Origin of the sequence: Hyphomonas sp. UBA3601 (assembly GCF_002375605.1) — a bacterium.
Classification (GTDB): Bacteria; Pseudomonadota; Alphaproteobacteria; order Caulobacterales; family Hyphomonadaceae; genus Hyphomonas.
Window position 1 is genome coordinate 1 of record NZ_DFME01000089.1, and the last position, 12,483, is coordinate 12,483.

General features: G+C 60.3%; 15 protein-coding genes. 8 read left to right on the forward strand and 7 right to left on the reverse strand.

What is annotated here, in order from left to right; all coding sequences use genetic code 11:
• Nucleotides 1-697 (reverse strand): IMP dehydrogenase (locus tag B4F73_RS09005; protein WP_290483056.1); only part of this gene is annotated, 697 nt, incomplete at its 3' end.
• Nucleotides 698-770: 73 nt separating this feature from the next.
• Between B4F73_RS09005 and B4F73_RS09010 the strand changes: the two genes are divergently transcribed.
• Nucleotides 771-1,139, forward strand: a complete 369-nt coding sequence (locus B4F73_RS09010; protein ID WP_290483057.1) for a hypothetical protein — start codon at nucleotides 771-773, stop codon at nucleotides 1,137-1,139.
• A gap of 1 nt (nucleotide 1,140) precedes the next feature.
• On the opposite strand, the gene B4F73_RS09015 is transcribed toward B4F73_RS09010, so the two are convergent.
• Together B4F73_RS09015 and B4F73_RS09020 are read right to left on the reverse strand one after the other, a co-directional pair.
• Nucleotides 1,141-1,557 carry a hypothetical protein gene (locus B4F73_RS09015; RefSeq protein WP_290483058.1) on the reverse strand — a complete coding sequence of 139 codons (417 nt, stop codon included), beginning with the start codon at nucleotides 1,555-1,557 and terminating at the stop codon, nucleotides 1,141-1,143.
• On the reverse strand, nucleotides 1,554-1,964 hold the full coding sequence (locus tag B4F73_RS09020; protein WP_290483059.1) for a GFA family protein: 411 nt from the start codon (nucleotides 1,962-1,964) through the stop codon (nucleotides 1,554-1,556). The genes B4F73_RS09015 and B4F73_RS09020 overlap by 4 nt, the downstream gene beginning before the upstream one ends.
• 140 nt (nucleotides 1,965-2,104) lie before the next feature.
• Here B4F73_RS09020 and B4F73_RS09025 point away from each other — a divergent pair, with 140 nt between their 5' ends.
• Nucleotides 2,105-2,401 carry a dodecin family protein gene (locus B4F73_RS09025; protein WP_290483060.1) on the forward strand — a complete coding sequence of 99 codons (297 nt, stop codon included), beginning with the start codon at nucleotides 2,105-2,107 and terminating at the stop codon, nucleotides 2,399-2,401.
• A gap of 13 nt (nucleotides 2,402-2,414) precedes the next feature.
• Here the strand turns inward: B4F73_RS09025 and B4F73_RS09030 are convergent, their stop codons facing one another.
• Together B4F73_RS09030 and B4F73_RS09035 are read right to left on the reverse strand one after the other, a co-directional pair.
• The gene (locus tag B4F73_RS09030) at nucleotides 2,415-3,122 is read right to left on the reverse strand and encodes an RlmE family RNA methyltransferase (protein ID WP_034815489.1); all 708 of its coding nucleotides are present in this window, start codon (nucleotides 3,120-3,122) and stop codon (nucleotides 2,415-2,417) included.
• Nucleotides 3,112-4,275, reverse strand: a complete 1,164-nt coding sequence (locus tag B4F73_RS09035; RefSeq protein WP_339798088.1) for a Ppx/GppA phosphatase family protein — start codon at nucleotides 4,273-4,275, stop codon at nucleotides 3,112-3,114. The genes B4F73_RS09030 and B4F73_RS09035 overlap by 11 nt, the downstream gene beginning before the upstream one ends.
• Before the next feature lie 144 nt (nucleotides 4,276-4,419).
• Here B4F73_RS09035 and hspQ point away from each other — a divergent pair, with 144 nt between their 5' ends.
• Nucleotides 4,420-4,749 (forward strand): heat shock protein HspQ, encoded by a 330-nt coding sequence (gene hspQ, locus B4F73_RS09040; RefSeq protein ID WP_349677876.1) that lies wholly within the window; start codon nucleotides 4,420-4,422, stop codon nucleotides 4,747-4,749.
• Nucleotides 4,750-4,753: 4 nt separating this feature from the next.
• Here the strand turns inward: hspQ and B4F73_RS09045 are convergent, their stop codons facing one another.
• Both B4F73_RS09045 and rfaE2 read right to left on the reverse strand, forming a co-directional pair.
• A complete protein-coding gene (locus tag B4F73_RS09045; protein ID WP_290479530.1) occupies nucleotides 4,754-4,933 on the reverse strand; it encodes a hypothetical protein in 180 nt (59 codons plus the stop codon).
• Nucleotides 4,930-6,396: a D-glycero-beta-D-manno-heptose 1-phosphate adenylyltransferase gene (rfaE2, locus tag B4F73_RS09050; protein ID WP_290479531.1), complete on the reverse strand. Its 1,467-nt coding sequence runs from the start codon at nucleotides 6,394-6,396 to the stop codon at nucleotides 4,930-4,932. The genes B4F73_RS09045 and rfaE2 overlap by 4 nt, the downstream gene beginning before the upstream one ends.
• A 160-nt stretch (nucleotides 6,397-6,556) precedes the next feature.
• On the opposite strand from rfaE2, the gene B4F73_RS09055 reads away from it, so the two are divergent.
• The 5 genes from B4F73_RS09055 to B4F73_RS09075 all read left to right on the forward strand — a co-directional run bounded on the left by B4F73_RS09055 (nucleotide 6,557) and on the right by B4F73_RS09075 (nucleotide 12,183).
• Nucleotides 6,557-8,011: a cryptochrome/photolyase family protein gene (locus B4F73_RS09055; protein WP_290483061.1), complete on the forward strand. Its 1,455-nt coding sequence runs from the start codon at nucleotides 6,557-6,559 to the stop codon at nucleotides 8,009-8,011.
• Nucleotides 8,008-9,324 carry an NAD(P)/FAD-dependent oxidoreductase gene (locus B4F73_RS09060; protein ID WP_290483062.1) on the forward strand — a complete coding sequence of 439 codons (1,317 nt, stop codon included), beginning with the start codon at nucleotides 8,008-8,010 and terminating at the stop codon, nucleotides 9,322-9,324. Before B4F73_RS09055 ends, B4F73_RS09060 begins: the two co-directional genes overlap by 4 nt.
• Entirely contained in the window at nucleotides 9,321-10,142 is an 822-nt protein-coding gene (locus B4F73_RS09065) for a DUF1365 domain-containing protein (RefSeq protein ID WP_290479534.1), read from the forward strand. The genes B4F73_RS09060 and B4F73_RS09065 overlap by 4 nt, the downstream gene beginning before the upstream one ends.
• Entirely contained in the window at nucleotides 10,139-11,362 is a 1,224-nt protein-coding gene (locus tag B4F73_RS09070) for an SAM-dependent methyltransferase (protein ID WP_290483063.1), read from the forward strand. The genes B4F73_RS09065 and B4F73_RS09070 overlap by 4 nt, the downstream gene beginning before the upstream one ends.
• Before the next feature lie 134 nt (nucleotides 11,363-11,496).
• A complete protein-coding gene (locus B4F73_RS09075; protein ID WP_290483064.1) occupies nucleotides 11,497-12,183 on the forward strand; it encodes a hypothetical protein in 687 nt (228 codons plus the stop codon).
• The last annotated feature ends 300 nt before the right edge of the window (nucleotides 12,184-12,483 follow it).

A 12,483-nucleotide genomic window follows, 5' to 3' on the forward strand; every position in this document is an offset into this window, starting at 1 on the left:
GAGCTTCGGTGCGCTCGAACCCGGCATCGCCCACGGTCGAGGCCGCCGCGACGCGCAAGCGACCGGCGGCGTCCTTGGCGGCGTTCGGGTTCACGGCCGCCTTGTCCATGTCTTTCACGGTCAGCAGGCCGACGCAGCGATTATCGTCATCCACGATGACCAGACGCTCGATCCGATGCTTGTGCAACAGGCGCCGGGCTTCGTCGTTCGGCGTGTCCATTTTCACGGTCACGACCTCTTTCGTCATCAGGTTTGCCACCGATTCCGAGACGTCATCGGCAAAGCGCGTATCACGATTGGTGATAATGCCGACGACCTTGCCGCTCTTGTCCACGACCGGCACGCCGGAAAAGCCCGTGCGCTGTTTCAACTCGACCAGATCACCAAGGCTCGCACTCGGCGAGATCGTGACGGGGTTCATCACCACGCCGCTCTCATATTTCTTCACCATGGCCACTTCACCGGCCTGCTGTTCGATTGAGAGATTGCGGTGGATCACGCCGATACCGCCGGACTGCGCCATGGCAATCGCCAGGCGTGCCTCGGTCACCGTGTCCATCGCCGCCGAGATCAGCGGAATGTTCAGCGGAATGGCTTTGGTCAGGAAGGTGGAGACGTTGACGTCAGCGGGCATGACCTCGCTGGCCCCGGGCTGGAGCAGCACGTCGTCGAAGGTAATGGCTTGCCGGATTTTCATGTGGGGAGCTCCCTTTTTGGCCCAATAAGGGAGTCGCGAGCCTTTGTGAAGTCCCCTCCTGAAAATCCCTGCAATGTGCGAGCTTTTCGCAGAATATAGCCTCAGCTTCGACCGAGGTTTCCTGTCATCTTTCGATCCAGCCAATGTGACCCTGCCGGAATTTCTTCATCCGGTCCGCGATGTCGCGCTGGCCTTGCCGCGCATTCTGCCAACAGGTCGCGTCCGCGCCCATCTCCAATCCCTGCCCGCCTGTCTTGCCGTGCCGATCTGGCAGATCGGAAAGGCCACCGGCCAGCCGCCCCTGTTGCCCCATTCCAGCTACACGCTGGAAAATTGGGGCCGGTTCGACCCTACGGGCCCGATTGATCTTTCCAATGTATATTCAATCCAGCATTTCGACGGCGGCCGCGACGAAGCGCAGGCGCACCTTCTTCCGGTGTAATCTAGTCTACGCAGAGCGCCGGTGTCGCGCGTCCATTTTCGACGGTGGCATAGCATCCGAAGGGGCTGTCAGTCGCTTGGCACTTGCCCGTAACAGGCTTGCCGGCTTCTGGCATGTCGTCGCCGAGGCTGAGACGGCACTGGCCAATGCAATCGGCATTATCCGCACACGCCTTTCCGGCGTCTTCGAAGGGTTGAATGCATTGTTCCCACCCCCGCATGCCGTCACGCGCGACGCGACCGCCTGCGGATTCACATGCGGCACGTTCGGCCCCTGTGGCCTTTTCTCCCGCGAACTGGATCTTTTCATAAGGGTCCGCCCCCGACCCATACACGCCGTCGCTGGAATAGACATCCTGCAGATAGGCACAGCCCGACACTACTACACCTGCGAGTATGATGGAAATTATCCTGATCATTGGCCGGGAAACCTTTCAAATCTGGCGATATCGTCTGGAACATGATGGAAGCTCTGCGCATCCGCAACCTGCATGGCCATTTGGGCCGCACCGAACACGGATGGATCATCCAGTGTGCCGACTTTCAGGATCACCGCCTGCGGCAGTGAGGGGGATCGCGTTGCGATATGCGTTCCGCAATCGGAGCAAAATTCGCGTAGCGCTCCACGTTCCAGATCTCCCCGGCGATATCCTTTTGGCGTGCCGAGCGTGTAACGGAACTCCGCAGTTGGCATCGCCATGATCGTATTGGCCTGCCCACCCGTGAAGTATTGGCATTCCCGGCAATGGCAACTTGCCTTCATGATCGCATCGCCTCCCGCCTCATACCGGATCGCGCCGCAATAACATCCACCTTTGATGGCCATTAACTTTCTCCCTGACTCGCTGACGGATAGTGGAGCGGACACAAATCTAAAGCAATACAAGGTTTTTTCGGAACAATTACTCTGGTCTTGCATAGTACTTGCAAGAGAACCCACAAAACGCAGAAGCAACCTATTAACTTATGGCAAGCGCCCACCCTCCTCTTCGCCGCATCGTCGGCCTGTCACCGATTTCGGTTGACGACGCGATTGATCGGGCCCTGGTTCAAGCGCGCGATCTCTTTGGGGAACCAGACTGGTTCGAAGTCTCGACCGCCCGTGGCTTCATCAGCAAGGGACAAGTCACCCATTACGAAGTGTCGGTCGAATTGGGCTATGAATCCAAGCCCAGAAAATCCGAAAACGACGCCTATCTGAATTCCGTTCTCTCCAGACGCTCCAACCGCCGCGTACGGAATACAATCGATTGGCGGCTCTGATAGCGCCCTTGAATTAACCCTTGAATCCCTTTGCCACCACGAAAATTTCGGGACTTCCGGCCCGGCTTGATGGCGGTTTGATGTGGCGCACCGTCTTGAAATGCGCCTTCAACGTGTCCAGCACATCCTTCGTCGCGCCACCCTGAAACACTTTCGAACAGAATGTGCCGCCCGGCGCGAGATGTTCAATCGCGAACGCGACCGCCATCTCGACCAAAGCGACGGTGCGCAAATGGTCCGTCTGCTTGTGCCCGGTCGTGTTCGCCGCCATGTCGGACAGGACAAGGTCAACCGGTCCACTCAGCCCTTCCAGCAAGGCCGCAACATCTTCCGGCTCATTCACATCGCCTTCAATGATATGCGCGCCTTCAATCGGCTCCACCGGCAAGAGGTCAATGCCCGCCACTTCCAGCGCGCCCTTCTTCAGCGCGACCTGCATCCACCCGCCGGGCGCACAGCCCAGGTCAACAACGCGCTGACCCTTGCGCAGCAGGTCCAGCTTTTCATTTATCTCAAGTAGTTTGTAGGCCGCGCGGGCCCGATAGCCCTCTTCCTTGGCCTTGCGCACATAGGGATCCTGTAGCTGGCGTTCGATCCAGCGTTTGGAACTTTCATTCTTCGCACGATGCGCCGTGACCTTGCGCTCGGTCATCTGGCGACCGGACGTGTTCTTGCTTTCCTTGCCGGGACCTTTCCAGCGGCGCTTTCCATCATCCGTCATTGCCGGCCTCCGCTGCCGAATGGGTTTGAGGCGTGTTGCCGCCTTCGCGCCGTTTGCGCCCGCCTCTGCGACGACGCCGCGCGGGCTTCTGGCCATACATCATGCTGAGCAGCAGGCCTTCCCTCAGGCCACGGTCGCCAACCCGCAAACGCCCCGCCGGATAGGCCCGCCAAAGCGCATCCAGAATAGCACAGCCAGCCAGCATCAGTCCTGCGCGCTCTTCACCAATCGTCGGCAGGGCCGCCCGCCCGTCCGGTCCGGCTTCGCGCAGCATGTTCAGCACTTTTTCGCCCGAGGTCCGGCTCATCCACGTCCCGTCCACCTTGTCACGGCGATAGCGGTCGAGTTTCAGATGTACGCCCGCCAGGCAGGTCACTGTGCCGGACGTACCGATCAGGTGCGCCCCTCTCAAACCCATTGCAGAACGGATCGCCTGTGTGCCTTGCCAGGCTTCAATAACTTCTCCGGCATGATCCAGCATTGCCTGATAGGCTTCTGCGTCCGGCAGATGAGCAAAGGCTTCGGTGAGGGTCACGACGCCCAGCGGCAGGCTGGTCCAGTTCTGGATGGGCGCACGCTGGATCAGGCCGTTCAGGCCATTGGCCCGCGCCAGTTCGGCATTCAGCCACGACAATTCCGTCGACCCGCCGCCAATATCCACCACCAGTACCGACGGCGCATCATCGCCAATCAGGTCATGACACCCGATACTGGCAAGGCGCGCTTCTTCCTTCGCGCCAATGATCTTGAAGGTCAGGCCGGTCTCGTCGTGCACCCTCTGGATGAAATCCGGACCATTCTCTGCCTTTCGGCAAGCCTCGGTCGCGATGCAACGAACCTTGCCGACTCCATGCGTCTTGAGCTTCCCGCGGATCGCATTCAGCGCATCCATCGCGCGCTCTATCGAAGCTTCGGACAGCCGACCGGTTTCGTGCAATCCCTCACCCAAACGGGCAATTTGGGAGTGCGAATCAACCACACGGAAAGTTTTTCCGTGTGGAGTGGCCACCAGAAGGCGGCAATTATTGGTTCCAAGGTCCACGGCCGCATAGAGGTCCGAGGCCCTGGCTGGGCGCGGTCGGCCGCGTTTTCCGCGCCGTACCGCTGATTTTTTTTCAGCCATAGTGTGGCCCAAGTTTTTCAGTTGATGCATGGTGTATCACAGGAGTGGGAAATGACCAGACGCGCATCGCTCTTGGGAAAGCTGCTAGGCAGCGTGGGAATCGGTCGCCGTAAGGTTGCCGACGACGCGCTGCTGCTCGACAAACCCCTCGACCGTGACCAGCGCTATAACGACATCACCCCCCTGCTCGCAAAGTTCCAGATCGGCCAGGTTGTGCGCCACCGCCACTTCCCCTTTCGCGGCATCATTTTCGATGTCGACCCCGTCTTCGCCAACACTGATGAATGGTATGAATCCATTCCTGAAGAAGTGCGTCCCTCAAAAGACCAGCCCTTCTATCATTTGTTCGCCGAGAACGAGCGCACACATTACGTCGCCTATGTCTCGGAACAGAACCTGGTGATTGACGATTCCGACACACCGCTCAGCCATCCGGACATCCAGGAATGGTTCAACGAAACCGGACGCGGGCGCTATGAGCTCAAAAAGGGCGTCGCCAACTGACGCGCTAGTTCGGCAGCCCTTCAGGAGCTTCACCCGTCAGGCAGGCGATCACCGCGTCCCAGTGCGCCAATGCCTCGACGTCACCCTGCGCGGCCACTTCCGCTGCACGCAGCGTGTCAATCACTTCTGCGTCTTCGCCATATTGTTTGAGCAATTGGGCGGCTGTTTGCGCAGCCGGGCTCATTCTGTCTTGGACTGCGCCCGAGCAATCGCCGCCGTGGTCGACTGTCCATCCACCAACGGCACGATATGAACCGTTCCGCCTCGTGCCTGCACTGTGTCAGCGCCAACGATCGTATCGATGGAATAATCCCCGCCCTTGACCAGCAAGTCCGGCTGCAACGCCTCGATCAGCGCGCCGGGTGTGTCTTCCTCGAAAACAACCACCGCATCCACGGCCATCAGGCCCGACAGGACCCGCGCGCGGGAGTCAGCGTCATTGACCGGCCGCGTCGGTCCTTTCAGGCGCGATACGGACGCATCCGAGTTCAGGCCAACCACCAGACGGCCACAGCGCGACTTGGCCTCTTCCAAAACCCGCAAATGCCCCGGATGAAGGATGTCGAAACAGCCATTTGTGAAGCCGACGGTCAGCCCGGAATCCCGCCAGGAAGCGACCTGTGCCCTGGCTGCGTCGAGGGTCAGATAGCTGACGCCACCATTGCGCAGCCCCATCTGCAACGCCGTGATCATCTCATCCGCAGAGACCGTAGCCGTGCCCGCCTTGCCGACGGCAATCCCGGACGCCGTGATCGCCAGGCTGACCGCATCCGCCACCGAGCCGCCGCCTGCCAGGCCCAGCGCCAGCGCCGCAATGCTCGTATCGCCCGCGCCCGACACGTCATACACTTCGCGCGCCTGACCGCTCAGATGCACGGCCGGCTCGCCCTCGATGGCATAGGACATGCCCTTTGCGGCCCGCGTCACGACAATGGATTTCGCCATCAGCAAGGTCTGCGCAGCCGTCAGGGCCTCACCGACATCCTGATCCGTTTCCACCCTCAGCCCCATGGCTGCGGCCAACTCGCTGGCATTCGGCTTGAGCAAGTCCACCGCGCCATAGCGCGTGAAATCGCGGCCTTTCGGATCGGCAATCACCGGAATGCCATATTGGTCTCCAGCCGCCAGCGCGGCTGCAATGACGCCATCCGTCACCGCGCCCTTGGCATAATCGGACAGGATGATCACGCTTGCTTCATTCGCCTCGTCGGCAATGGAGGCAATCAGCTCGGCTTCCGGGCTCGGCCCGATGGGGCTGGTATCTTCCGCGTCCACGCGCAGCAATTGCTGTCCCCCGGCGACAAAGCGCGTCTTCAGCGTGGTTGACCGGTCGCGCATGGCGATCAAATCGGCATCAACGCCCTCAATGTCTCCCAGCAGCGCGGCCAGTTCCCGGCCTTCGCCATCATCCCCGACAACCCCGATAAGCGAGACCGACAAGCCGAGCGAAGCAAGGTTTCGTGCCACATTGCCCGCACCGCCCGGCATCGCCGCTTCGCGGGTGCGCCGCATGATCGGCACAGGCGCTTCGGGGGATATGCGGGTGACACCGCCATAGATAAACCGGTCCAGCATGACATCGCCAACACAGACAACACGCTTGCCCGCAGCGGCGTGGATGAGACCCGGAAGATGTGTGCCTGACATTTCGGTTACACTCCGCTGGGGCGTATGATTCTTTTGAACATCGAAAGGGTATACCGCCCCAATTGCAGGCGCGGAAGACCAAGGCTCAGCCCCGCATGATCCATTCCGCGAACTCGCGCGTAGAGGCTTTGTAAACTGTTCAACCCTGCCCGGAGGTCTTGTGTCACAATCTGCGCCTGCCATCGTCTGGTTCCGCGAAGACCTGCGCCTTTCCGACAATCCGGCCCTGCATGCCGCCGTCTCGTCCGGCAGGCCCCTCGTCTTGCTCTACATACTGGACGAGCAGACCAAAGGCCTGCGGCCCCTCGGCGGCGCCTCGAAATGGTGGCTGGACAAATCCCTGCGCGCGCTTGCCGCTGATATCAAACAGGCGGGCGCCCAGCTGACCCTTCGCTCCGGGCAATCCGCCGATGTGCTGGACACCGTCATCGAAGAGACCGGCGCAGAGACCATTTTCTGGAATCGCCGCTATGACCAGCCCGAACGCGATCTGGATGCCGCAATCAAGGAAGACCTGGCCCAGCGGGGCCTGGATGTCTCCAGCCACAATGCGCGGCTGCTGAACGAGCCGTGGCAGGTCGAGACCAATGCGGGTGGCTACTACAAGGTGTTCACTCCTTACTGGCGCGCGGCCCGCAACAACTTCGTCGCGCGCGACACGTATGGCCGCCACAAAACGCTGAGCGGCCCCAAACACGAAAGCGAATCTCTCGATGATTGGGGCCTCCACCCGTCGAGCCCTGACTGGTCCACAGGCTTTGATGACTGGACTCCCGGCGAGGACGGCGCGATTGCCCGCCTGACCGATTTCCTTGATGGGCCAATCAATGGCTACAAGGAAGATCGCAACCGCCCGGACCTCGACATGTCCACGTCCGGTCTCTCCCCACATCTCCGTTTCGGCGAGATCGGACCACTGCAGATATGGCGCGCTGTCCATGCTGGTATGGAAGCCGGCACGATCCCGGAAAAGGATGGTCACACCTTCCTGTCAGAAATTGGCTGGCGGGAATTTTCCCATACACTCCTGTTTTACAATCCGGCGCTCGCCTCCGAAAACTATAATGACTCATTCGAGTTCATGCCGTGGCGAAAAGACAAGAATGCCTTTGACGCCTGGACCAAGGGCCAGACCGGCTATCCGATGGTCGACGCCGGAATGCGCCAGCTCTGGCAGACAGGCTGGATGCACAACCGGGTACGGATGATTGTCGCCTCCTTCCTGACCAAGCACCTTCTCCTGCCCTGGCAGGACGGCGAAGCATGGTTCTGGGACACGCTGGTCGATGCTGACCCGGCCAACAATGCCGCCAGTTGGCAATGGACTGCAGGCTCCGGTGCCGATGCGGCGCCCTATTTCCGGGTCTTCAACCCGATCAGCCAGGGCAGCAAGTTCGACGAGACCGGCGCCTATGTGCGGCGCTTCTGCCCGGAACTGAAGGACCTGCCAGACAAGTACCTGCACGCCCCGTGGGAAGCCAGCGAAGAGATACTGAACAAGGCCGGCATCCAGCTCGGCAAGACCTATCCGAAACCCATAGTCGACCATTCCGGCGCTCGCCAGCGCGCACTCGACGCATATGATACATTGAAAGAAAAGCGAGACGCCGCATGAAACGCATCGCCATTATTGGATCTGGAATATCCGGCCTCGGCGCTGCATGGGCGCTGCGCAATTCCGCACACGTAACACTTTACGAACAATCAGGCCGGGCCGGGGGGCACGCATGCACGCATGCGTTCGACTATGACGGCCACGAAACGAAGGTCGATCTCGGCTTCATCGTTTATAATGCACTCAACTATCCGAACCTGATCGGCTTCTTCGATGCACTTGGTGTCGAAACACAAGCGTCCGACATGAGCTTTGCGGTCTCTGATCCGAAAGGCTGGGAGTGGGCGTCCACACTGAAAGGCATCTTTGCCCAGCGTCGCAATCTCCTGAGCCCGAAATTCCATCGCTTCTGGCGCACCATCCTCCGCTTCAACGACATTGCGCGCGCCGAACTCGCCGATGGCACGATTACGGATACAACTCTGGGCGCATGGCTCGACCGCCATGAGTTCGATACAGATTTCCGCACGAACTATATTCTGCCCATGGGAGCCGCCATCTGGTCCACCTGCGAAGACAAGATGCTCGACTACCCCGCCATGAGCTTCTTCCAGTTCTTCGACAATCACCGCCTCATGCACAAGGAACGCCCGAATTGGCGTACCGTCACCGGTGGCAGTGAAAACTATGTCCGCACTGTTGCGGACGCGCTCGGCGACCGGGTTCGCCTCAACTTGGGCGTCGAGCGCATTTTTCCCTTTGGTGACCATATCGCGGTTGTGACGACCGATGGCCGTCGCGAAATATTCGATGATGTCATTCTCGCCACCCATTCCGACCAGGCCCTGCGCCTGACCGAGGAACATTTCGAAGATCAGGCCTTCCTGCTCCGCTCGGTTCGCTATCGGCCAAACCGTATCTATCTCCACCGCGACCCGGCGCTGATGCCCTCGCGCAAGGCCGCCTGGGCCAGCTGGGCCGTGCTGAAACAGGAAAGCGGCGACATCTGCCTCACCTATTGGATGAACCGGCTGCAGGGCCTGCCCGATGAGCGCCCACTCTTCATCACACTGAACCCCGACACGCCCCCTCGCGACGAGCTGACCTTTCTCGAATATGATTTCGACCATCCGCAGTTCGATGCCGCCGCCGAAGCAGCCGTGCGCAGCCTGAAGCGTATTCAGGGTCAGAACGGTCTCTGGATCGCCGGCGCATGGATGGGCCGCGGCTTTCATGAGGACGGCCTGAAATCCGGCCTCTCAGCCGCCCTTTCCCTTGGCGGATCCGTGCCGTGGACGGCCGAAGGTGTGGACATTGTACAGCCAGCACGCAAACTTCGCCCTGTGGAAGTCGCTGCCGAGGTGTCTGTTTGACCAATGCGCATCCCCAGCCCGCACTGAGCCTCTGGAAAGGCCAGACTATCCATGTGCGCTACCAGCCATTCGAGCGACGCTTTGCGTATGACCTCGTCCTGATTGATCTCGACATCGACCGGTTGGACGAGGCCGCGGCCAGCTCAGCCCTGTTCAGCGTCAACGCGCCCGGCCTGTTCGCCTTCCGCACCGAAGACCACGGCGCCAAGCAGAAAGGCGCGCCGCTACGTCCCTGGGCCGAATCCGAACTTGCCAAGGCAGGCATTACACTGGACGGCGGCGCCATCCGCCTCGTCACCTTCCCGCGCCACCTGTTCTACAAATTTGCGCCCCTCTCGCTCTGGTATGGCTACGGCCCGGACGGCGACCTGCGCGGGATCATCTATGAAGTGAACAACACATTCGGCGAGACCCATCGTTACGTCGCCGCCGTCAATCCGGGCCGCAACGCGCACAGTGCGCCAAAGTCTTTCCACGTATCCCCCTTCTTCGACGTCACCGGAACCTACCGCTTCACCCTGCGTTCGCCGGAAGACAAATTGGGAGTGGTCGTGGAAAGCCTGAGACATGAAAAGCGCCTTCATATGGCAAACATCACCGCCCGGCGGATGCCTGCCACCAGCGCAAACTTGCTGAAACTCGCAGTCACCAATCCGCTCTCCACGCTCGGCGTGACCCTCGGAATCCACTGGCAGGCCCTCAAAGTGTGGATACGCGGCGCCGCCTATCGCCCAAAGCCCGCCCCTCCGGAAACCGGCACAACAATTGCGTTATCCCAACAAATACGTAATGCTGATAAGCGGAAGGATGCCGCATGACTGAGGTCATCAAAGCCAGCACCCAGACCATTCGGAACCTGAAAGACGTTCCGACAAGCTTTCGTCTGGCCGCCTTCGCGCTGCTCAATACCCAGAAGGGCAGCGTGTCCTTTGTCTTGCCCGGCGACCGCGTGCTCGAATACAGGCATGACGATACCGGTCCTCATGCCACCATCATTGTCCACGATTATAATTTCGTGAAACGCGCCATGGCTGGCGGCGATGTCGGCTTTGCCGAGGCTTACATGGATGGCGAATGGTCAACGCCTGACCTGACCGAAGTGCTGCGCTTCTTCTCTGCCAATTTCGACAATATCGGCAAACTTGCCGTGGGCGGCGCAGTGGTGCGCTGGGTCAACATGGTCCGCCACATCTTCAACCGCAATTCCCGGGAGGGCGCGAAGAAGAACATCATGGCCCATTATGATCTGGGCAATGATTTCTACAGTCTCTGGCTGGACCCTTCGATGACCTATTCCTCAGCCATCTTCGACAGCCCGAACATGAGCCTCGAACAGGGCCAACAGAACAAGTACCGGAACATCTGTGACCGGATCAGTGCGGGGCCCTCGTCGGAAATCCTGGAAATCGGCTGCGGCTGGGGCGGCTTTGCCGAATATGCCGCCAAGCAACGCGGCTCGAAAGTCACGTGCCTGACCATCTCGCCATCCCAGCGTGATTTCGCCATGCAGCGGATGCAGAAACAGGGCCTGAATGAACGCGTCGAAATCCGCCTCGAAGACTATCGCGACCATCAGGGCCAATATGATGGCGTCGCCTCCATCGAGATGTTCGAAGCGGTCGGGGAATCCTACTGGCCGAGCTATTTCGCGAAAATCTTCGAAAGTCTGAAACAGGGCGGCCGCGCCGCGCTCCAGATCATCACCATCGATGACGAACTGTTCCCGCGCTACCGCAAGCGCGTCGACTTCATCCAGCGCCACATATTTCCGGGCGGCATGCTGCCCAGCGAGACCGCTCTGAAGGAACAGTTCCACACGGCGGGCCTGCGCCATGATGGCGTCACCTATTTCGGTCAGGACTATGCCCGCACCTGCCGCGAATGGGCGCGCGATTTCAATGCCAACTGGGACACGATCGCCAAGCTGGACTTCGATGAGCCCTTCCGCCGCATGTGGAATTTCTACCTGTCCTATTGCGATGCCGGCTTCACTGACGGGCGCATCAATGTCGGCCAGTTCCAGGTGTCCAAGCCTTAGAACCACATCCGCCTTTCGGCGCATGCCGATGATAAGGGCTCGGTAGTCCCGCAAGCCCCGCGGAATTCTCCAATAAAATCAAAGACCGTTGAAAGACCAATTCGACCGGCACCCCCACCCCGGATGCTCAGCTCATGTCCGAACTGCGCTATTCACCTCCACAGGAAATCCGCTCCGCCGTCTGGCTGATGCTGAATGTCATCAGCCTCGGCGTGATCCAGTTGCGCGAGCGGCTCGGCCTGACGCCGCATACGCCGCTCCTGCCGCGTCACGCGATTTCGCGCCTGTCGCGCTTCCTGGCCCAGGCCGAACCGGCGCTGCGCCGCTGTCTCTATCTCTGCGCGGCCGAACTGGGTGCGTTGCCTGTATTCCCTCGAGAGACAGCCAGTTCAGGTCCAGCGCGCCCGCGAGAAACCACGCAACACATCGCCCGCGCATCCCAGCCAGCTTTCCGTCTGTTCGAGACCCGCGCTCATCGCCCGGATGCAAAGCCGCCTAGGCCGACATTCAAGACAGGCCCACGCATCCGCTTCCTTGATGCGGACGACGTCCCAGATATCCATGAATACGATAAACTCCCGAGCGACATCCTGCCCGCCAAACGCCTCGTCCGCCGGCTGATGGCCCTCGACCATGCGATGGATCATCGCGATCTCTATATCAAAAAGATCCGCCGCTGCCTTGGCGAAGCCAGACAACTGATCGCCAAAACCGGCAAGCGCCTCTTCCGGCACGGGCCCCTGACGCGCCTGCAATGCGAGACAGCCCAACTGATCGAGGCTGAAACGCACGCCGTGCAACCCCACTTCAATTCATCCTGAGGCGGATTGTTTTTGGAGACACGCACCCGGCCGGAATCTTCCACGCCGGATAAAAGTGCTGGTCGCCCCCTCCGCGTCACACCCGATGAGCGCAGCTCATCTGGGTGCCCATCTCGGAACCGGGCCGCTAGTGCATGAGGCAAAACCAGAGATGGGCCCTCAGACCGCTTCGCGGTCGAGGGTGACGGATCTTGACGGAAGGATCCTAAACCAGTCGGCTCTGCTTGACCGCCGCGCCGATGAAGCTTGCAAACAGCGGGTGCGGCTCGAACGGACGGGACTTCAGCTCTGGGTGATACT